Origin of the sequence: Kribbella sp. HUAS MG21 (assembly GCF_040254265.1) — a bacterium.
GTDB lineage: Bacteria > Actinomycetota > Actinomycetes > Propionibacteriales > Kribbellaceae > Kribbella.
The window spans coordinates 61,114-82,569 of record NZ_CP158165.1 but is presented as its reverse complement, the minus strand read 5'-3'; the positions used below and the strand labels follow the sequence as shown (position 1 = coordinate 82,569).

Here is a 21,456-nt window from a genome sequence, read left to right as displayed (position 1 = left end):
CCAGCCCCGGGAGTACCAGCCCCGGAAGTACCAGCCCCGGGAGTACCAGCTCCAGGAGCACCTGCGTCGGGAGTACCAGTCCCAGGCACACCCGCCGTAGCCGCACCCGCCGTTGCCGTACTAGCACCCGCCGTTCCAGGACCCGCCGTACCAGCGCCCGCCGTCGCGGCAGCCGGAGCACCAGCTGCCGGGGCCTCACCGCCCGCCGTTCCAGCGCCCGCCGTACCAGCGCCCGCCGTACCAGCGCCCGCCGTACCAGCGTCCGTGCCCGGCGTCGAGGGTGTGGGTGGGACGGGGGTGAGTTCGGCGGTGTCGGCTGTGATGTCAGCCGGGTTCGCGGGGGTCGGCTTGGTGGGGTCGGTCATGGGGTGGCTCCTCGGACGGGGGTCACGGGGTGCGGGCTGGTGCTTCGTCCTGATCGTTCCACACCCGGACAAACCGGTGTCGCAGGGTAGCGGAACGCACAGCTGCCCGCCTCCCCAGCAAGGAGACGGGCAGCCGGTGTACGACGACTCAGAGGGTCGCGACGACCTTCACCGCGTCGGATTCGTCGGCGTGCCAGACGATCTCGCCGGTGATGCGACCGGCGGCTCGCAGGTCGGGCTCGGCGCGTTCGGCGAGCGAGAGCCGGGCGGCGGGCCCGGAGACCTCGACCTTCGACACCTCGGTCTTCATCGACACCTGCGCCTCGGACTTCGCGCCGCGGATCCCGGCGAGGACCTCGGACACCGCGTCCAGAACCTCGGCCTCCTGATCCGCCACGGCCAGGTCACCGTCCGGCGTCGGCCACGACGACAGGTGGATCGAACCCTCCTGCCACCACGACCAGACCTCCTCGGTCGCGAACGGCAGGTACGGCGCCAGCAGCCGGAGCTGGACCGACAACGCCACCGCCAGCGCCGCCTTCGCGGACGCGGCGCCCGCGTCGCCCTGGCCGCCGTACGCACGCTCCTTGACCAGCTCGACGTAGTCGTCGCAGAACGTCCAGAAGAACCGCTCGCTGGTCTCGAGCGCGCCGGTGTAGTCGTACCGCTCGAAGGCCGCCGTCGCGTCGGCGACCACCATCCGCAGCCGCTGCAGCATCGCCAGGTCGACCGGCTCGGTGACCGCGGCCGGGTCGACCGTGGTCGCCCCGAACCCGAGCACGAACTTCGACGCGTTCAGGACCTTGATCGCCAGCCGCCGGCCGACCTTCATCTGCGACTCGTCGAACGGCGAGTCCAGCCCCGGCCGCGCCATCGCCGCACGCCAGCGGACCGCGTCCGAGCCGAACTTCTCCAGGATCTCCGACGGCACGACCGCGTTGCCCTTGGACTTCGACATCTTCTTCCGGTCCGGGTCGACGACGAACCCGGAGATCATCGACCGCGCCCAGGGCAGCGTCCCGTTCTCGAAGTGCGCCCGGACGACGCGGGAGAACAGCCAGGTGCGGATGATCTCGTGGGCGTGCGTGTTCAGGTCCATCGGGAAGGTACGGCGGAACAGGTCGTCGTCGCGCTCCCACCCGCAGACGATGTGCGGGGTCAGCGAGGACGTCGCCCAGGTGTCCATCACGTCGGGGTCGGCCTCGAACCCGCCCGGCTTGCCGCGCTGCGACTCGTCGTACCCGCGGGGGGCCTGTGAGGTCGGGTCGATCGGCAGCTCGGCCTCGGACGGCAGCAGCGGGTGGTCGTAGTCCGGCTCGCCGTCCTGGTCCAGCGGGTACCAGACCGGGAACGGGACGCCGAAGTATCGCTGGCGGGAGATCAGCCAGTCGCCGTTCAGCCCCTCGACCCAGTTCAGGTAGCGGTGCCGCATGTGGTCCGGGACCCAGCCGAGCTCGTTGCCGCGCTCGACGAACTCCTGCTTGAGCGCGGCGTCGCGGCCGCCGTTGGTGATGTACCACTGCCGGGTGGAGACGATCTCGAGCGGCTTGTCGCCGTTCTCGTAGAAGTTCGCCATCCGCTCGGTCTTCTTCGGCTCGCCGTCCAGGTCGCCGGACTCCCGCAGCTTGGCCACGATCAGCTCGCGCGCGGAGAACACCGTCTTGCCGGCGAGCTCGCCGTACAGCTCCGAGCCCTCCAGCCACGCGGGGGTGTCGCGGAGCAGCCGGCCGTCGCGGCCGATCACCGTCCGGACCGGGAGTTGCAGCTCGCGCCACCACTGGATGTCGGTCTGGTCACCGAACGTGCAGCACATCGCGATACCGGCGCCCTTGTCCATCTCGGCGGCGTCGTGCGCCAGGACCGGGACCTCGACGCCGAACAGCGGCGACTTCACGGTCGTCCCGAACAGGTGCTTGTACCGCTCGTCGTCCGGGTGCGCGATCAGCGCGACACACGCCGGGATCAGCTCCGGCCGCGTGGTCTCGATGTAGATCGGCCCGTCGGCGCCGTGGAACGCGACCCGGTGGTACGCGCCCGGATAGGACCGTGCCTCCAGCTCGGCCTGCGCGACCGCGGTCTGGAACGTGACGTCCCACATCGTCGGTGCCTCGGCCAGGTAGGCCTCGCCGCGGGCGAAGTTGCGCAGGAAGGCGCGCTGCGACGTACGGCGGGCGTCCTCGGAGATCGTGGTGTAGAGGTAGGACCAGTCCACGCTCAGGCCGACCTGCCGCCACATCGCCTCGAACGCCTGCTCGTCGATGTGCGTGAGCTCACCGCACAGCTCGACGAAGTTCTGCCGGGAGATCGGGACCTGCTTCTTCGGGTCCGGCTTGGCCGGCGGGGTGAAGTCCGGGTCGTACGGCAGCGACGGGTCGCACTTGACGCCGTAGTAGTTCTGCACGCGGCGCTCGGTCGGCAGGCCGTTGTCGTCCCAGCCGATCGGGTAGAAGACCTTCTTGCCGCGCATCCGCTGGAAGCGGGCGACCAGGTCGGTGTGGGTGTAGCTGAAGATGTGCCCGACGTGCAGCGATCCGGAGACCGTCGGCGGCGGCGTGTCGATCGAGTACACGTCGGCACGCTCGGCGGTGCGGTCGAAGGCGTAGGTCTGCTGCTCCTTCCATACCGCAGCCCACTTCTCCTCGAGACCGTCGAGGCTGGGCTTGTCGGGAACGCGCGAGGTCTGGCTCATGCGCACAATGTTAGTGGTTGTCAAGGGGTGCTTCCGACCGGTTATCCACAGCCCCGCCTAGACTGGGCGTTCTGATGAGCGACCTCTCCTTCGCCGAGGTATCGGCACGGCTCCAGCAGCGCTGGCCGGAGCACAAGATCGAGCCCACCCTGGACCGCGTACGACGGCTCGTCGAGCTGCTCGGCGACCCCCAGAAGGCCTACCCGGTGGTGCACCTGACGGGTACCAACGGCAAGACCTCCACGGCCCGGATGATCGACACCCTGCTGCGCGAGGCCGGGCTGCGGACCGGCCGGTTCACCAGCCCGCACCTGGAGTCGGTGCGCGAGCGGATCACGCTGGACGGCGAGCCGATCAGCGAGGAGCGCTTCGTCGAGGCGTACGAGGAGATCGCGCCGTACCTCGACGTCGTCGACGCCGAGCAGGAGCACCCGCTGACGTTCTTCGAGGTGATCACCGCGATGGCGTACGCCGTCTTCGCGGACGCCCCGGTCGACGTCGCGGTGATCGAGGTCGGCCTCGGCGGGAGCTGGGACGCCACCAACGTCGCCGACGGCACGGTCTCGGTGATCACCCCGGTCGCCGTCGACCACGCGCACCTGCTCGGCGCGGACCCGGTCACGATCGCCGGCGAGAAGTCCGGCATCATCAAGCCCGGCGGCACGGCGGTGATGTCCCAGCAGAGCCTCGAGGTGTTCGAGGTGCTGCTCCGCAAGGCCGCCGAGGTCGGCGCCCAGGTCGCCCGCGAGGGCATCGAGTTCGGGATCGTCAGCCGCACGCTCGCGGTCGGCGGCCAGGTCGTCTCGATCAAGGGCCTCGGAGCGGAGTACGACGAACTCTTCCTCCCCCTGCACGGCGAGTACCAGGCCCACAACGCCGCGGTGGCGGTGGCGGCCGTCGAGGCGCTGCTCGGCGCCGGCCCGGAGAGCGAGGGCCGGGTCACCACCGAGCTGCTGCAGGCCGGGTTCCAGCAGGCGACCAGCCCGGGCCGGATGGAGGTCGTCCGGAACAGCCCGACGATCGTCGTCGACGCCGCGCACAACCCGCACGGCGCCGAGGCGACCGCGGCCACGGTCTCGGAGGCGTTCCAGTTCCAGCCGCTGATCGGCGTCCTCGGCTGTATGAAGGACAAGGACGTGTACGGCGTCCTCGAGGCGTACGAGCCGATCATGGAGACCGTGATCTGCACCCGGAACAGCTTCGTCGAGCGCTCGATGCCGGCCGAGGAGCTGGGCGAGCTGGCCGCCGAGGTGTTCGGCGAGGAGCGGGTCCTGGTCCGGCCGCACCTGATCGACGCGATCGACGACGCGATCCGGCTCGCCGAGGAGAACGCCGTGGCGCTCGGCAGCGGCGGCGTACTGATCACCGGCTCGGTCATCACCGCCGGCGAGGCGCGGGCGCTGCTGGTCCGGAAGCCGAAGGACGCGCAGCCATGAGGTCGCTCGCGTCGATCGTGCTCGCCTTCGAGTCGGTCGTCCTCGCGCTCGTCACGCCGGTGATGATCTCGGTCGCCGACATCCGCCCGGCCGTGGCGATCCCGGTCTGCCTGGGCCTGTTCGTCCTGGCGCTGCTGGCGGCCGGTCTGCTGCGCTTCCAGCTCGGCTACGTCCTCGGCTCGGCCGTCCAGGTCGGAGCCGTCGGCCTCGGCTTCGTCGTACCGGTGATGTTCGTCCTCGGCCTCGCGTTCGCGGCCTTCTGGATCGCCGCCATCGTCCTCGGCCGCCGCATCGAGGAAGCCAAGAAAGCACACGAGGCGCAGACCGGTTAGGCTCAGCGGCCCCGACTACATCGAGAGAGAGTTGACAGATGTCGCAGCGCACCCTGGTCCTGCTGAAGCCCGACACGGTCCGCCGCGGCCTGGTCGGTGAGGTGCTGGGCCGGTTCGAGGCCAAGGGGCTCCGGATCGTCGCCATGGACCTGCGCACGATCGACGGCGAGCTCGCCGACCAGCACTACGCCGAGCACGTCGACAAGGCCTTCTACCCGCCGCTGCGCGACTTCGTCACCAGCGGCCCGATGGTCGCGATGGTCCTCGAGGGCGACGAGGCCGTCGAGGTCGTCCGCGCCCTGAACGGCGCCACCGACGGCCGCAAGGCCGCCCCCGGCACCATCCGCGGCGACCTCTCCCTCTCCAACCGCGAAAACCTCGTCCACGGCTCCGACTCCGAGGAATCCGCCGCCCGCGAAATCAAACTCTGGTTCCCCGACCTGCCCTGACCGCCGGCCTGCAGGGGTCGTGAAAGCGAATTGAAAGCGGGGTCCCACATTCTCTGGGCGGGGTGAGCTGTCACCCCATCTGCCCAGGGAGGGGACCCCTTGTCATCGCCGCACGCCCTTCGCCGGTCCGTCGCGCTGTTCCTCAGCACGGCCGCTCTGCTCCTGCCGTTGCAGACGGCCGACGCCGGCACCAAGACCCAGCCGACCGCCCAACCGCCGACCGCCGCACCGCGATCGGCGCAGCCGCCTGCTGAATCAGACCTCGCTCGCCAGTCCGGCAAACCGGTGCCGGTCCCATCGGCGCAGACCGCGACGAGTGACGTGGTCGCCAATCCGGACGGCACCTTCACCGAGACTTTCCACACCGAGCCCGTCCGGGTACGACGTGGTACCGGCTGGACCCCGATCGACACCACGCTGGAGCGCCGCGCCGACGGCACCGTGGCCCCGCGTGCCACCAGCATCCCGACCACGTTCTCCGGCGGCGGTACCGCTCCGCTCGTGCGGCTGGGTACGGCGGGGAAGCAGCTGGCCTACACCTGGTCCAAGCCGCTCCCGACCCCGACGCTGCAAGGCAGTACGGCGACGTACCGAGACGTCCTGCCCGGCGTCGACCTGCGCCTGACCGCCAAGCAGCAGGGCTTCTCCAAAGTCTTCGTCATCCACAATGTCGCCGCCGCGAAGCAGCTACGCACGCTCGACATCGGCCTGGCCGCCGACGGTCTGGTACTCCGTGACACGAAGACCGGAAGCTTCGGCGCGTACGACGCCGCGAACAAGCTCGTGTACACCGCCGGCGCCCCGCTGATGTGGGACTCCGCGAACAAGCGCGCGACCGGTACGTCGAAGCTGACCGCCCGCGCCCTGTCCGTCACTCCGGACCAGAACCTGCTGACCGGGAGCGGAACGAAGTACCCGGTGTACCTGGATCCCGACACCACCGGTCCGCTCTACGGCTGGGCGATGGTGTTCTCCGGCCACCCGGACGACGAGTACTGGGGCGGCGACGGCGACGGGGTGGCCAAGGTCGGCAACTGCTATAACGCGAACAACGAGTGCTACGGCATCGGCGTGGCGCGCTCGTACTTCAGGTTCGACGTCCGCCACCTGCTGGGCGGCCGGAAGCTGATCAAGAGCGCGAGTTTCAACGCGTTCCTCGACCACGTGCCGGACTGCTCCCAGCCGCGTGCGGTGCGCGCGTCGAGCACCGCGCCCGTCGGCACCGGGACCAATTGGAACAACCGTCCGGGAATCGGGATCGTCCTCAGCGACGTGACGCCCCCGCAGTGCAAGGACATCTGGCTCGGCTGGTCGGCGGTGCGGGCGGTGACCGACGGCATCAACGTGCACGGCGGCTGGGCGACCATCGCACTGTCAGCGGCCAATGAGGCCGACCAGTACGCGTGGAAGAAGTTCGGCACCAAGCCGACGTTGTCCGTCACCTACAACACCCGTCCCAGCGTGCCGAGCAGCATGGCCGTCGAGGGTCAGCTGTGCCAGGGCCAGGAGATCTTCGTGAATCCCGCCGTCAGCGGCGAGCAGCAGGACCAGACCCGCGGTCCGGTGCTGTCCGCGAAGGCGACCGAGGACGACGCGCAACTGATCCGCATGGTGTTCGAGTGGGCCGACCGGGCGCACACCCGGATCGGCGGCGCGACCACCGGGCAGTTCGCGTCGGGCAGCACCTTCAAGGCCGGAGTTCCCGCGGCGCACGCCGCACACGGCAGCCGGCTGTCGTTCCGTGCCTTTGCCTCGGACGACGTCGACGGGTCGGGGTGGAGCGGCTACTGCGACTTCACGATCGACAAGGTCGCGCCGCAAGCAGCGCCGACCGTGACGTCGACGACGTATCCCGAGTGCACTGCGACGAGTTGCGCTGCCGGCGGAGGAGTCGGATTCACCGGCGGATTCGCGTTCAAGGCCGGCCAGAACGACACCGACGTGGTCGGCTTCCAGTACTCGCTGCTCGGCTCCTTCGAGAACCGGTACGCCCCGGTCGGCAGTGACGGCCTCGCACGCGTGCTGATCACCCCGCCGGACCGCGGGCCGCAGTTCCTCAGCGTGCGCGCGGTCGACCGCGCGAAGAACGTGTCCGCCACGGCCAAGGTCTACGAGTTCCACGTCAAGAACGGCGGCTCCCCGGTCGCGGCGTGGCGGTTGAACGGCGAGGGTGCGGACACGGCGGTCGTGGACGACGCGGCCGGTCATCGCGACGGCGTCCGGCCGGCAGCTCCGGCAGGGCAGTGGAAGGGCGGCCGGCACGGTGACGCGCTGTGGCTGAACGGCTCGCAGGCCGGGTACGTCGCCGCGTCCGGTACGCCGGCCGTCGACACGAGCAAGTCGTTCACGGTCGCGGCCTGGGTGAAGCTGGACCAGGCCGGAACGGTCTACCGCACCGCGGTGAGCCAGAACGGCCGGCGGATCAGCGGGTTCTTCCTGCAGTACAACCCGAATACCAAGAAGTGGAACTTCATGATGCCGGCCAGCGACGCGGACACGGCCGCGCGTCATGTCGCCGCCTCCGCGGGACCGGCCGTCCCAGGCCGCTGGACGCATCTGACCGGCGTCTTCGACGACGCGACCAAGCAGCTCACGCTGTACGTCGACGGCGTCCAGGGCAGCAGTGCGAGCCACACGACGCCGTGGGCGGCGACCGGAGCGACCCAGCTCGGCCGGGCACAGTTCCAGGCCGCCGGCGTCGACAATTGGCTCGGTTCGCTGGACGACGTGCAGATCTTCAACCGGGTCCTCGCGACCACCGAAATCGACGACCTGGCCGGGAAGCCCGCCGCCGAGCAGCTGTTCTGGCCGCTCGACGAAGCGACCGGAACGCAGATCTCCGATGCCTCCGGCAACTACCGGCTCGGGACCGCCGCTGCCGGTGTGACCCGTACGACGGGTGCTGTGGGCACGGCCGCAGTGCGGCTCGACGGCACAGGTGGGATCACCGGACCGGCGGCTGTCGTCCGCACGGACAGCAGCTTCACGGTCAGCGCCAGGGTCAAGCTCGACGCGGTCGACGGCGTCAGCCGGACGGTGCTGAGCCAGGACGGACAGCAGTCGAGCGGCTTCCAGCTCGGGTACGACGGCACGCAGCGGCGATGGTACTTCGCGCTCTCGCAGGCCGACAGCGCGACGGATCTCCCCGTCGCGGTCACCGACGTCAGTGCTCCGACAGCGGGCGAGTGGACCTCGCTCACCGGTGTCTACGACCAGGCCGCCGGCCAGCTCCGGCTGTACGTCGACGGTCGGCAAGTGGGCGGCTACGTCGCCGCACAGGCCAAGTGGAACGCCACCGGTGCGTTCCAGGTGGGTGCGGCCCGGAAGGCGGGACAGGTGTCGACCCCGTTCGTCGGTGAGATCGACGACGTCCACGCCTGGTCCGGCGTACGGACGGAGGGGCAGATCCAGGAAGACCTCAACTATCCGGTGACCACCCGGCGGACGGCGTACTTCGGACAACTGTCGTACTTCCTGGACAGCAACGGGTTCCGGATGGTCACCAACGGACCGGTGCCGCAGAGCTCGCACTTCCAGAAATCGCTGGGCGTCCCGGCGCCGGCCGGGTCCGCGAACACCACCACCATCTACGCCTGCCGCAACGGCGCGACGGACTACTTCCTCGACGCGACATGTGCCGGTCACACGGTCCTGAGTAGCGTCGGGCAGTTCTGGAACACCCCTCCGGAGGGCGTTGAGACGGTCCCGGTCTACCGGTGCTACATCTACATGGTCGCCCACTTCGCCTCCAACGACGAGAACTGCGACGGGGTGCCGGGCGCCACGATGGAGTTCCGCCTCGGCTACGTGCGGGCGTACTTCTCGCTGGTGCGTACGAACGCCACGAACCATCCGTACGACCACATCAGCAGTACGGCGAAGCTCCCGGCGACCCAGCGTCCTGAATCCTCACTGGGCTACCTCGCCATGCGCCAACTGCCCGGCACGACGCCCTGGATGCTGTGCCGCGACGGATCGGACAGCTTCACCTCGAGCGATGCCGCCTGTGAAGGCAAGACGGTGGTCGCGGTCTCCGGCTACGGCTGGACCGACGCCGCGCCAGGTCGCGTCGAGGTGTTCCGGTGCCGTGCCTCCTGGGGCGAGCTCTTCGACTCCCGAGATGCGGGCTGCGAGGGCCAGGCACACACCTTGGTCCGCTCGATCGGCTACATCTCCGCCTCCCTCTGACGCCGAAGGACACACCGATGAAACGATCAGCAATCCGATGGCGTCGCAAGGCGGCCGTCGTGACAGCGGGGCTGCTCGCGCTGTCCCTCGCCGTTCCCGCGGCGGCCGCGCAGCCGGAGACCAAGACGCCGAAGCCCGTCAGCCCCGCGGTCCCGGCGACGCCGACCGTGGAGACGAAGGACTTCGTCCCGGCACCGGTGCCGGAGCGGCCCAGGCCGCAGGCCCCGGCGGCGCGGACGGACTGGCCGAAGGACGGTGCCGCGGAGGTCGCTGTCGGCGCGACGTCCGCCAAGGCCGGTGACCTCCCGATCAGAGTCGCCCGCTCGGGCCGGACGTCGCCGGCCAAGGTGGAGGTGCGGCTGGACGCCGCCGCCGACCACCGGATGACCTTCCGGGTACGTCGTACCGACGGAGCGAAGGTGGCGGGTACGGTGCGCGTCTTCCTCGACTACTCGACGTTCCGCGACTCCTTCGGCGCCGACTGGGCCTCCCGGCTGTATGTCATCGATGCGGACGGGCAGCGCATCAAGGCTCAGGGCAATGACACCGACAGCGCCCGGCTGTACGCCGACGTACCGGTCGGTGCGACCGCGTCGACCTTCACCGTGGCCGAGGGAGCGAGCGGCTCGGCGGGGACCTTCAAGGCGACCTCGCTGGCGCCGTCCGGCCAGTGGCAGGTGTCCACGGCGAGCGGCGGCTTCAGCTGGTCGTATCCGTTCCAGGTCCCGCAGGTGCCCGGCGGACTCGTTCCGGAACTGCAGGCCTCGTACTCGTCGCAGTCCGTGGACGGGCGAACCGTTGCCACCAACAACCAGCCCTCGTGGGTCGGTGAGGGCTGGGACCTGGGCGGCGGGTTCATCGAGCGCTCCTACAAGGGCTGCGCGGACGACCTCGACGGCAACAACGGCAAGACCAAGACCGGGGACCTCTGCTGGGAGACCGAGAACGCGGTGCTGTCGCTGGGACAGCGCTCCGGGCGATTGATCCTCGAGAACGGCGTCTGGCGCCCGGAGAACGACGACGGGACGAAGGTCGAACACCTGGTGCGGACCGCCGGCGTCAACGGTGACGACAACGGCGAGTACTGGCGGATCACGACCCCGGACGGGACGCAGTACTACTTCGGTCTGACCAGGCTGCCCGGCTGGGCCAGCGGCCGTGCGACCACGGGGTCGACGTGGACGGTCCCCGTCTACGGCAACGACGCCGGGGAGCCGTGTCACCAGGCGACGTTCGCCGCCAGTGCCTGCCAGCAGGCCTACCGGTGGAACCTGGACTATGTGGTCGATCGCAACGACAACGCGATGAGCTACTACTACGACGTCGAGACCGGCAAGTACGGCCAGAACCTGGGCGCGTCCGTGGCGACGTACACCAGGGCCGGGTCGCTCAAGCGGATCGAGTACGGCCTGCGTGCGGGGAACGCGTATGCGTCGGCACCGGCCCGCGTCGTGCTGACCACGGCCGACCGGTGTGCCGCGAACCAGAACTGTGCGGTGCACGACGGCAAGGCGTGGCCGGACGTGCCGTGGTCGCTCGAGTGCGCGACCGCCGACTGCAAGGACGAGCTGTCGCCGACGTTCTGGACGACCAAGCGGCTGGCCAAGATCAACACGCAGGTCTGGGCCGGTGGGGTCGACTATGCGCACGTCAACCAGTGGAACCTCGCGCACAGCTACCCCGCACCCGGCGACGGAACCGCCGCGCCGCTGTGGCTCGACTCCATCACCCGGACCGGCCTGGCCACGGACACGTACGTCGCTCTGCCCCCGGTGAAGTTCGCCTACGAGATGAAGGCGAACCGCGTCGACTCGATCACCGACGGCCTGCCGAAGCTCAACCGGCCGCGGCTGATCAGCATCACCAGCGAGTCCGGCGGCCGCATCAACGTCGCGTATGCCGGGACCGACTGCGCGCCGGGTGCGCTGCCGACACCGGACAGCAACGGCAAGCGCTGCTTCCCGGTCCGCTGGCTGATGGAGCCCGAGGTGGAGCCGCGCAACGACTGGTTCCACAAGTACGTCGTCAGCCAGATCACCGAGGACGACCTGCTCACCGGCAACTTCGCCGGCCGTACCGCCTACACCTACGAGGGCGCGCCGGCCTGGGCGTACGACCACAACCCGCTCGCCGACCCGAAGTACCGCAGCTGGACCGACTGGCGCGGGTACGAGAAGGTGCTGGTCACCCGTGGCGACAAGACGCAGGAGCCGAACAGCCAGCAGTCGGCCACCCGGTACCAGTACTTCCGTGGCATGAACGGTGACCGGACCGCGGCCGGCGGGACCAAGGCGGTCAGCATCAAGGACACCACCGGCACCGTTCTGACGGACTCCAAGCAGTACGCCGGCCTGGTCCGCGAGGAGATCACCTACAACGGCGTCGGCGGGCCAGAGGTCGGCGGATCGATCCACGACCCGTGGTCGCGCCGCACCGCCGTACAGGCGCCGTACGAAGCCCATCAGGTGGAGCAGACCCGTACCGTCAGCCGGACCGCGCTGGCCGCCGGCGGGGTTCGTACCACCGAGGTGCTGACCAAGTACGACGCCTACGGCAACGAGACCGAGGTCGACGACCGCGGCGACACCGCGACGGCGGCCGACGACCGCTGTACGACGACGACGTACAACCGGAACACCGGTCAGTGGCTGATGGACCTGGTCTCGCACGTCCGCACCGTCGGCGTGGCCTGCGGCGCCACACCGTCGTACCCGGCGGATGCGATCGAGGACGTCCGGACGTCGTACGACGGCGGTGCCTTCGACGCGGTCCCGCCGCGCGGCAACCCGAGCCGGGTCGAGCAGGCCAAGTCCTACAGCGGCAGCACTCCGGCGTACCTGACGAAGAGCACGACCACCTACGATGCTTTCGGCCGTCCGCTGGAGACGAAGGACGCGCTCGGCCGGCCGACGACCACCGCGTACGTCGACACGAACGGTGTGACCACCTCCGTCACGACCACGAACGCGCTCGGCCACGTCCGGACACAGCGCATCGACCCGCGGCTCGGGCAACCGGTGACGGAGACGGACGCCGACGGCCGCGTCACGTCGCTGAAGTACGACGCGCTCGGCCGGCTGACCGCGGTCTGGAAACCCGGCCGCACGGAGGCGAATCTCGAGAAGCCGCACCTGGAGTTCGCCTACGGTGTCCGCAGCTCCGGCGGACCGAACTGGGTGAAGACCCTCACGCTGACGGCCAACGGCACACAGGTGGCGTCGTACCAGTTGCTGGACGGGTTCCTGCGGCTGCGGCAGACACAGTCGCCCAGCCCGCTCGGCGGCCGGATTCTCACCGACGAGTACCGGAACAGCCGCGGCCTGGTGCACTTCAAACGAGCGCCGTACTACGACAACGACTCCGCGCCCGGAACCACGCTGGCCACACTCGTGCACGGTGTGGTCCCCAACGCCACAGCGATCGGTTACGACGGCGCGGAACGTGTCACGGGTGAGGCGCACGTCGAGTACGGGACGGAGAAGTGGCGGACCACGACGACGTACGGCGGTGACCGGGTGACCGTCCTGCCGCCGGCCGGCGGCACGTTGACGACCACCGTCACCGATGCTCGCGGGCGGACCACCGCCAGGCTGCAGTACCAGGGACGGACCACGGACAGTGCGGCCGAGACGACCCGGTACGGCTACACCAAGCGCAGCGAGCTGGCGTCGCTGACCGATTCGGCCGGCAACGTCTGGCGGTACGAGTACGACGTACTCGGCCGCAAGGTGAAGGCGGACGACCCGGACAAGGGCGTGGCCGCCATGGCGTACGACGACGCCGACCAGCTCGTCAGCACGACGGACGCGCGCGGCAAGACGATCGTGTCGAGCTACGACCTTCTCGGGCGCAAGGTGGAGACCCGCAACGGTTCGGCCGCGGGACCGTTGCTGACGAAGTCCGTCTACGACACGCTGTCGAAGGGGCAGCTGACGTCGTCGACGCGGTACGTCGGCACGAACGCATACGTGCGGGCAGTCACCGGGTACGACGAGGCCGGCCGCCCGAAGGGGGAGCAGGTCGTCGTACCGGCGGTCGAGGACAAGCTGGCGGGCACGTACACCACGACGCAGACCTACGCCGACAGCGGCAGCGTCTGGTCGACCAGCCTGCCGAAGCTCGGCGACCTCGCCGCCGAGACCCTGAACTACTCGTACGACGACCTCGGCCTGCAGGAGAAGCTGACCGGCGCCACGCCGTACGTGACCGACACGAAGTACAGCGGGCTGGCCGAGGTCGTCCAGCTCGTCATGGGGCCGACGGATCGCACGCTGTGGCGGACGAGCTTCTACGACGCCGGCACCGGACGGCTGAACCAGGTCAAGACGCACCGCGACTCCGCCGGAGACATGCTGGCCGCCGACCAGACCTACAGCTACGACGCGACCGGCAATGTCACCCGCAGTACCAACCAGGTCCAGGGCCGGGCGCTGGACACGCAGTGCTACACCTACGACCACCTGCGCCGTACGACGGCCGCGTGGACGGCGACCGACAACTGCGCGGGCGCTCCGGACCCGAGCCGGATCGGCGGGCCGGCGCCGTACTGGCAGCAGTACACGTACGACCTGACGGGGAACCGCACGACGGCGACCGTGAAGGGGCTTGGCGGTGCGGCTGACAAGGTGAGCACGTACGCCTACGGTCAGCCCGGCAGCGACCTGCCGCACGCGGTCCGGTCCGTCACGACCGGCTCGACGGTGGCGACGTACGAGTACGACGCGGCCGGCAACACGACCAGCCGCACCGGCCCCGACGGGCAGCCCCAGCCACTCGTCTGGGACGACGAGGGCCAGCTAGCCGCGGTGGGCAGCAGCAACTACGTGTACGACGCGGACGGCAAGGTCCTGATCCGCCGCGACGCCGCCTCCAGCACCCTCTACGTTGGCAACGGCGAACTGACAGTCACGAACGGAGTCGCGAAGGGCACCCGCTACTACGACGGCATCGGCGTCCGCACCAGCACAGGCCTCACGTGGACAGTCGCAGACCGCTTCGGCACCAACCAAACGGCCCTGAACGCCACCACCCTGGCCATCACCACCCGCGAACTGGACCCCTTCGGCGCCCCCCGAGGCACCACCACCCCCTGGCCCGGAGGCAACCGCACCTTCGTAGGAGGCAACCCCACCGGAGACACCGGCCTCACCCGCCTAGGAGCCCGAGAATACGACCCAGCCCTGGGCCGCTTCCTCTCGGTAGACCCCATCATCGACCCCCAAGACCCTCAACAACTAAACGCCTACACCTACGCCAACAACAGCCCATCCACCTTCACCGACCCCGACGGCCTGAAACTCATCGAAGGCGACAGCGGCCCCACTTACTCCAACCAGGCGGCGGTGAACAACGCAGCCGCGGCCGGCAAACTCGGCAAATCCGGCGGCAAGTCGAGTGGCCCGTCTGGTGGCAAGGCGAAGACCAGACCTGGATCCCGCGTGAACCTGTGCGCAATCGTCAAATGCAACGTCGGAAAGAAGATGATGGTGCACAACTGGTTGCTGAGGAACATGAACACCGAGCTCCTTGACATTATTCGTGACTACTCCGAGGAGGCTGGCATCGACCCGCAGTTGCTCTTGGCGATGCTGATCTCCGAGAGCGAGGACGGGCATGACAGTTGGACCGACTCCCCGTTGAGTCCGATCAACGGCAGCACCGGCGTCGCCAACCTGCAGGAGCAGCCTTTCGTTGCGGCCGCGATCCATGCTCGTGGAAACCTCGACTTCGGTTACCACGAGACCTTTTCGGTCACCGACAACCGCCAGGCCCACAACTCCATCAAGGCAGCGGCCTACTACATTTCCTTCCTGCAGACCAAGCTTCGGAAGAGCGTGGGCACCCCGAAGTACGTGACGGAGGCACAGGCGATCCGCATCGGGTACAACATGGGTGTCGGGCGAGTCATGACGCAATACCCGAGCACTGGGACGACGGTTCACTTGAACCTGGGCCGGGACAACATGTCACGTGTCGCCAACCTCAACCGGGCTCCGCGCGGGCAACACGCGAACGTCCTGCGCCGATTCGCGTTCCAGTACGACATCGCCGGTCGACTGTTGGACGTGGGCTGAGCCGTTGCTCATGCCCGCTCCCTGGCCACCGTGCACCAGTGGTGAGTGGACCGATACGATCTGTTCTGGGCGGACGGGTCGTGTCGGTCCACGGGCTGGGCGTGGGAGCGTTTAGCCTGGTCGGGGATCGAGTGGGAGGTGTCGCGGTGGCGAACAGCATGCTGGGCCGCGACATGGCGGTGGACCTGGGGACCGCGAACACGTTGGTGTACGTGCGGGGCCGTGGTGTCGTGCTGAACGAGCCTTCGGTGGTCGCTACGCGGACCGACGAGCCGCAGGAGGCGGTGGCGTTCGGGCACGAGGCGAAGAAGATGATCGGGCGGACGCCGGGGAACATCACCGCGATCCGGCCGCTCAAGGACGGTGTGATCGCCGACTTCGACGCCGCCGAGCAGATGCTGCGGTACTTCATCCAGCGGGTGCACCGCCGGCGGTACTTCGCCAAGCCGCGGATCGTGGTCTGCGTGCCCTCGGGGATCACCGCGGTCGAGCAGCGCGCGGTCCGCGACGCCGGGTACATGGCCGGCGCCCGCAAGGTGTACATCATCGAGGAGCCGATGGCCGCCGCGCTCGGGTCGAATCTCGAGGTCCGCGACGCGACCGGCAACATGGTGGTCGACATCGGCGGCGGGACGACGGAGGTCGCGGTCATCTCGTTCGGCGGCATCGTCACCAGCCAGTCGATCCGGGTGGCCGGCGACGCGATCGACAAGGCGATCGTGAACTACTGCAAGAAGGAGTTCTCGCTGCTGCTCGGCGAGGCCACTTCGGAGCAGATCAAGATGACGATCGGGTCGGCGTTCCCGACCACCGACGGTCCGGACAGCGAGATCCGCGGCCGGGACATGGTCTCCGGCCTGCCGCGCACCGTGAAGGTGTCGTCGGCGGACATGCGGCAGGCGATCGAGGAGCCGATCACGGCGATCGTCGACGCGGTGAAGGCGACCCTGGACAAGACCCCGCCGGAGCTGGCCGGTGACATCGTCGACCGTGGCATCGTGCTGACCGGCGGCGGCGCGCTGCTGAAGGGCATGGACGAGCGGCTCCGGCACGAGACCGGCATCCCGATCCACGTCGCCGAGAACCCGCTGGACGCGGTCGTGCTCGGCGCCGGCAAGTGCGTCGACAACATCGAGACCCTCAACCGCATCCTGGTCACCGACAACCGGCGCTGAGGTCCACCGATGCTCAAAGACCTCGGTAGCCCGTCGAGCCGGAACTCGTCCGCGCGCAGCGCGCCGACCCGCAGCGCGTTCCGTTCGGCGGGTGAGATGCCGCTGCGCTCGGCCGGTACGCCGCGCGAGGTCCGCCGCCGCCGGTCCGTGCTGGCGCTGGTGATCCTCGCCTGTTTCACGCTGATCGTGCTCGACGCGCGCCGGTCGGCCGGTTCGCCGGTGGAGCCGCTGCGGGAGGGCGCGGCGGCCGTGTTCGGCCCGCTGGAGTCGACCGCGACCTCGGCCCGGCAGCCTGTGGACAACCTCCGCGACAGATTCGCGGAAATGGATAGGTTGAAGACCGAGAACGAAAAACTGCAAAGGGAGAACGAGGAGCTCACCCGGCAGCTGAACACCTCCGACTACGCCCGGAACCGGGCGCTGGAGCTGGACAAGCTGCTGAAGGTGGCGCCGGCGTACACGATGACGCCGGCCCGGGTGATCGGGATCGGTGGCGCGCAGACGTTCAGCCACACGGTGACGATCGACGCCGGGACGGCGGACGGCGTGCGCGCGGACATGACGGTGCTGAACGGGGCCGGTCTGGTCGGCCGGGTGGTGCGCACCACCCAGGGGACCGCGACCGTGCTGCTGATCGGCGACCGGAACTCGACCGTCGGCGGCCGGCTGAACTCGACGATGGCGCTCGGTTTCGTCTCCGGCCGCGGCGACGTGGCCGGGACGCTCGACTACAAGCTGGTCGACCCGAAGGCACGGCCCAAGGTCGGCGACCGGATCGTCACCTGGGGCTCCAGCGGCAACGCGCCGTACGTGCCCGGGGTGCCGATCGGCGTCGTCACCGCCGTGACCGCCAACGTCGGCTCGCTCGGCTCCACCGCCACCATCAAGCCGTACGTCGACCCGACCCGGATCGACACCGTCGGCGTGGTGACCGGACCACCGGCCCGGCCGCCGCGCCCACAACTCACAGGAAAGGGGAACTGACGATTGATCGCACTACGCATCGGGTTGGCTGCCCTGTTCCTGATGATCGCCGTGACCGTGCAGACGTCCGTCCTGACCAACATCGCGGTCGCCGGCGTGACGTGTGACCTCACGTTGATCGTGGTGATCGCGCTGGCGCTGTCCCGCGGCCCCGAGTGGGGCGCGATCACCGGGTTCGCCGGCGGCCTGCTGCTGGACGTCGTGCCGCCCGCCGACCACACCGCCGGGCGCTGGGCGCTCGCACTGGCGATCGCCGGGTACGTCGCCGGCCTGATCCGCCGGGAGCGGACGTCGAGCGGGCCGGTCGGTCCGCTCGGGGTGGCGCTGACCGTCGTACTCGGGACGGCGATCTCGTTCTTCCTGTACAGCGCGACCGGCTCGCTGCTGCACGACCCGACCGTCGACTGGGGTGAGTTCGGGGTCCGCCTCGGCATCGCCGCCGGGTACGACGTGGTCGGCGCGATCGTGGTGATCCCGCTGGTCATGTGGATCATGGGCCGCGTCCAGCCGCCTCGGGAACGCCGCCGGGTCGCGCCATGAGTTGGGACGGTTTCGAGGCGCCGTTGAAGGCCCGGCTCCGGCTGTTCGTGATCGGGGTGCTGGTCTTCTCGTTGCTGTGCACGCTGTTCGGCCGGCTCTGGTACATGCAGGTGATGTCGAACGCCGACTACACCCAGGCCGCGACCCAGCAGCACATCCGCCAGGTCCTGATCCCGGCGCCGCGCGGCACGATCGTCGACTCGCAGGGCCGGACGCTCGTCGGCAACCGGGTCTCGGTGATGATCACCGTCGACCGCTCGGTGCTCGCCAAGCTCCCGGACAGCCAGCAGAACGTCGTCCTCGCCCGCCTGGCGAAGGTGCTCGGCCAGAAGCCCAAGGACCTCAAGGCGCGCACGATGCTGTGCGGCGAGCCCGGCGCGTCGAAGCCGCCCGCCTGCTGGAACGGTACGCCGTACCAGCCGATCCCGGTGGCGAAGGACGTCAGCGAGCAGGTCGCGATCGAGGTGATGGAGCGTCGCGAGGACTTCCCGGGGATCGCCGCCGACACGCAGACGCTGCGGGCGTACCCGGCGCCGTACAAGGTGAACGCCGCGCACATCCTCGGATACCTGTCGCCGATCACCACCGAAGAGCTCGAGGACATGGACAAGGCCGGGCAGGACTCGGTCCCGCACCGGTCGGACCTGGTCGGCCGGGCCGGCGTCGAGCGCTCGTACGACAAGCTGCTGCGCGGCGCGCCCGGCGAGAAGGACGTGATCGTCGACGCGGTCGGGTACACCACCGGCGTCCAGAAGCAGACCGCGCCGGTGCCGGGCGCGACGCTGGTCACCACGATCGACGCGCGGATCCAGGCCGCGGTCGAGGCCCAGCTGCGGAACGCGATCCTCACCGCCCGCAAGCAGTACGACAAGATCACCAAGAAGAAGTACGTCGCGGATTCCGGTGCCGCGGTCGTGATGGACACCAAGACCGGCCGGGTCGTCGCGATGGCCAGCTACCCGACGTACGACCCGGGCGTCTGGGTCGGCGGCATCTCGCAGCGCGAGCTCGACGCGCTATACTCGACCAAGTCCGGGACGCCGCTGGTCTCGCGGGCGTTGCAGGGCCAGCTCGCGCCGGGGTCGACGTTCAAGCCGATCACCACCGCGGCCGCGATGGGCGCCGGCTACAGCACCAAGACGCGGCTGGACTGCTCGTCGTACTTCGAGGTCGGCAACCGCCGGTTCAAGAACTACGAGTCCGCGTCGTACGGGATGATCGGCTTCGACCAGGCGCTCTCGCTGTCCTGCGACACGTTCTTCTACCGGATCGCGTACGCGCTCTGGCTCAAGGAGGGCGGCAACTCCAGCAACGTCGACACCCTCGACCCGCTGGTCGAGATGGCGAAGAAGTTCGGGTTCGGGACGCCGTCCGGGATCGACCTGCCCGGCGAGGTGAGCGGCCGGATCGCGGACCGGAAGTGGAAGAAGACGTACTACGACGCGCAGAAGGACTACTACTGCAAGATCGCGAGCAACCCGCCCGCCGGGACGTCCGCGTTCCTGAAGCAGTTTGCCCGCGAGTTCTGCGTCGACGGGTACAAGTACCGCGCCGGTGACGCGGTGAACTTCGCGATCGGCCAGGGCGACACCACAGTCACCCCGGTGCAACTCGCGGCGGTGTACTCCGCCCTCTCGAACGGCGGCACCCTGTACGAGCCGCGGGTCGTGCAGTCCTGGATCGGGGCGAACGGCAAGCCGCACGAGATCAAGCCGACCGTCAAGGCGAAGCTCCCGGTCCCGCGGAGCAACCTGCGCTACATCGACAACGCGCTCAAGCAGACCGTCAAGACCGGTACGGCGGCCTGGAAGTTCCAGGGCTTCCCGCTCGACAAGATCCCGGTCCGCGCCAAGACCGGTACGGCCGAGGTCTACGGCAAGCAGACGACCTCGTGGCTGGCGTCGTACACCGACCGGTACGCCGTGGTGATGATGATCAGCCAGGCGGGGACCGGTTCGGGCGCCGGCGGTGACGCGGTCCGCAAGATCTACGAGACGCTGTACAACGTCAAGCCCGCGCCGCCGCCCGGTCCCGAGAAGCCGGAGCAGTGAGATGGCGCTGCTGACCCCAATCCGCACCCGGCCGCGGATGGACCGGCGCTCGACCGTGTGGCACGTGGACTGGGTGCTGGTGTTCGGCGTGGTCGCGTTGTCGTTCATCGGCGCGATGCTGATCTGGTCGGCGACCCACAACCGCACCTCGCTGACCGACGGCAACCCGGACGCCTACCTGATCCGGCACGCGCTGAACTTCGCGATCGGCCTGGTGCTCGCGGTCGGCGCCGCGGTCACCGACCACCGCCGCGTCCGGATCCTCGCCCCGGTGCTGTACGCCGCCTCGATCGTCGGTCTGATCCTGGTGCTGGTGCCCGGTGTCGGTTCGACGATCAACGGGTCCCGGTCGTGGATCCAGTTGCCGTTCATGTCGATCCAGCCGAGTGAGTTCGCCAAGCTCGCGGTGATCGTCGGGATGGCGCTGCTGATCGCCGAGAAGGGCGAGACCGACCGCCGCGAGGACGCCCGCACCATCGACGTCGCACAGGCGATCGCGGTCGCCGCCGTCCCGGTGGTGCTGGTGATGCTGCAGCCGGACCTCGGGACCGTGATGGTGCTCGGGTCGATCGTGTTCGGGATCATCGCGGTGTCCGGCGTCCCGAAACGCTGGATGCTCGGGCTGCTCAGCGTCGGCGTGCTGATCGCGGCGATCGCGATCAAGCTGCAGGTGCTGAAGGAGTACCAGATCGACCGGTTCACCGCGTTCATGCACCCGTCGTCGGACCCGCAGGGCATCGGCTACAACGTGAACCAGGCGCGGATCGCGATCGGCAACGGCGGCGTGTTCGGGCAGGGGCTGTTCCACGGCGGCCAGACGCAGAACGCGTTCGTCCCCGAGCAGCACACCGACTTCGTGTTCACGGTCGCGGGGGAGGAGCTCGGACTGATCGGCGCCGGCGCGATCATCGTGCTGTTCGCGATCATCCTGTTCCGCGGGCTGCGGATCGCGGTGACCGCGCGGGACGCGTTCGGCCGGCTGGTGGCGACCGGGATCGTCTGCTGGTTCGCGTTCCAGGCGTTCGAGAACATCGGCATGACGCTCGGGATCATGCCGGTCACCGGCCTGCCGCTGCCGTTCGTGTCGTACGGCGGTTCGTCGATGTTCGCGTGCCTGCTGGCGGTCGGGCTGTTGCAGAACATCCACCTGCGGTCACACCGGTACTGACCAGG

11 protein-coding genes are annotated in these 21,456 nt (G+C 69.2%); 10 read left to right on the top strand and 1 reads right to left on the bottom strand.

The window, feature by feature from the left end; translation table 11 throughout:
* Window positions 1-513 precede the first annotated feature (513 nt).
* Entirely contained in the window at window positions 514-3,054 is a 2,541-nt protein-coding gene (gene valS / locus ABN611_RS00385) for a valine--tRNA ligase (protein ID WP_350277696.1), read from the bottom strand.
* A gap of 74 nt (window positions 3,055-3,128) precedes the next feature.
* On the opposite strand from valS, the gene ABN611_RS00380 reads away from it, so the two are divergent.
* The 10 genes from ABN611_RS00380 to rodA all read left to right on the top strand — a co-directional run bounded on the left by ABN611_RS00380 (window position 3,129) and on the right by rodA (window position 21,451).
* Window positions 3,129-4,490 (top strand): folylpolyglutamate synthase/dihydrofolate synthase family protein, encoded by a 1,362-nt coding sequence (locus tag ABN611_RS00380; protein WP_350277695.1) that lies wholly within the window; start codon window positions 3,129-3,131, stop codon window positions 4,488-4,490.
* Window positions 4,487-4,822, top strand: a complete 336-nt coding sequence (locus ABN611_RS00375) for a DUF4233 domain-containing protein (RefSeq protein WP_350277694.1) — start codon at window positions 4,487-4,489, stop codon at window positions 4,820-4,822. The genes ABN611_RS00380 and ABN611_RS00375 overlap by 4 nt, the downstream gene beginning before the upstream one ends.
* A gap of 38 nt (window positions 4,823-4,860) precedes the next feature.
* Window positions 4,861-5,271, top strand: coding sequence for a nucleoside-diphosphate kinase (gene ndk, locus ABN611_RS00370; protein WP_350277693.1), 411 nt, complete (start codon window positions 4,861-4,863; stop codon window positions 5,269-5,271).
* A 99-nt stretch (window positions 5,272-5,370) separates the two neighbouring features.
* A complete protein-coding gene (locus ABN611_RS00365; RefSeq protein WP_350277692.1) occupies window positions 5,371-9,459 on the top strand; it encodes a LamG-like jellyroll fold domain-containing protein in 4,089 nt (1,362 codons plus the stop codon).
* 17 nt (window positions 9,460-9,476) lie between these two features.
* Window positions 9,477-15,533, top strand: coding sequence for an RHS repeat-associated core domain-containing protein (locus ABN611_RS00360; protein WP_350277691.1), 6,057 nt, complete (start codon window positions 9,477-9,479; stop codon window positions 15,531-15,533).
* A 158-nt stretch (window positions 15,534-15,691) separates the two neighbouring features.
* Window positions 15,692-16,708 (top strand): rod shape-determining protein, encoded by a 1,017-nt coding sequence (locus ABN611_RS00355; RefSeq protein ID WP_167219028.1) that lies wholly within the window; start codon window positions 15,692-15,694, stop codon window positions 16,706-16,708.
* Between the two features lie 9 nt (window positions 16,709-16,717).
* Window positions 16,718-17,692 (top strand): rod shape-determining protein MreC, encoded by a 975-nt coding sequence (gene mreC / locus ABN611_RS00350; RefSeq protein WP_350277690.1) that lies wholly within the window; start codon window positions 16,718-16,720, stop codon window positions 17,690-17,692.
* Window positions 17,693-17,695: 3 nt separating this feature from the next.
* On the top strand, window positions 17,696-18,232 hold the full coding sequence (mreD, locus tag ABN611_RS00345) for a rod shape-determining protein MreD (RefSeq protein WP_350277689.1): 537 nt from the start codon (window positions 17,696-17,698) through the stop codon (window positions 18,230-18,232).
* Window positions 18,229-20,283 (top strand): penicillin-binding protein 2, encoded by a 2,055-nt coding sequence (gene mrdA, locus ABN611_RS00340; RefSeq protein WP_350277688.1) that lies wholly within the window; start codon window positions 18,229-18,231, stop codon window positions 20,281-20,283. Before mreD ends, mrdA begins: the two co-directional genes overlap by 4 nt.
* A gap of 1 nt (window position 20,284) precedes the next feature.
* Window positions 20,285-21,451: a rod shape-determining protein RodA gene (gene rodA, locus ABN611_RS00335; RefSeq protein ID WP_350277687.1), complete on the top strand. Its 1,167-nt coding sequence runs from the start codon at window positions 20,285-20,287 to the stop codon at window positions 21,449-21,451.
* Window positions 21,452-21,456 lie beyond the last annotated feature (5 nt).

What these genes read in the sequence shown, in the direction of transcription:
- valS (WP_350277696.1), bottom strand. Translation starts at nt 3,054, where the DNA reads ATGAGCCAGACCTCGCGCGTTCCCGACAAGCCCAGCCTCGACGGTCTC.
- ABN611_RS00380 (WP_350277695.1), top strand. Translation starts at nt 3,129, where the DNA reads ATGAGCGACCTCTCCTTCGCCGAGGTATCGGCACGGCTCCAGCAGCGC.
- ABN611_RS00375 (WP_350277694.1), top strand. Translation starts at nt 4,487, where the DNA reads ATGAGGTCGCTCGCGTCGATCGTGCTCGCCTTCGAGTCGGTCGTCCTC.
- ndk (WP_350277693.1), top strand. Translation starts at nt 4,861, where the DNA reads ATGTCGCAGCGCACCCTGGTCCTGCTGAAGCCCGACACGGTCCGCCGC.
- ABN611_RS00360 (WP_350277691.1), top strand. Translation starts at nt 9,477, where the DNA reads ATGAAACGATCAGCAATCCGATGGCGTCGCAAGGCGGCCGTCGTGACA.
- ABN611_RS00355 (WP_167219028.1), top strand. Translation starts at nt 15,692, where the DNA reads ATGCTGGGCCGCGACATGGCGGTGGACCTGGGGACCGCGAACACGTTG.
- mreC (WP_350277690.1), top strand. Translation starts at nt 16,718, where the DNA reads ATGCTCAAAGACCTCGGTAGCCCGTCGAGCCGGAACTCGTCCGCGCGC.
- mrdA (WP_350277688.1), top strand. Translation starts at nt 18,229, where the DNA reads ATGAGTTGGGACGGTTTCGAGGCGCCGTTGAAGGCCCGGCTCCGGCTG.
- rodA (WP_350277687.1), top strand. Translation starts at nt 20,285, where the DNA reads ATGGCGCTGCTGACCCCAATCCGCACCCGGCCGCGGATGGACCGGCGC.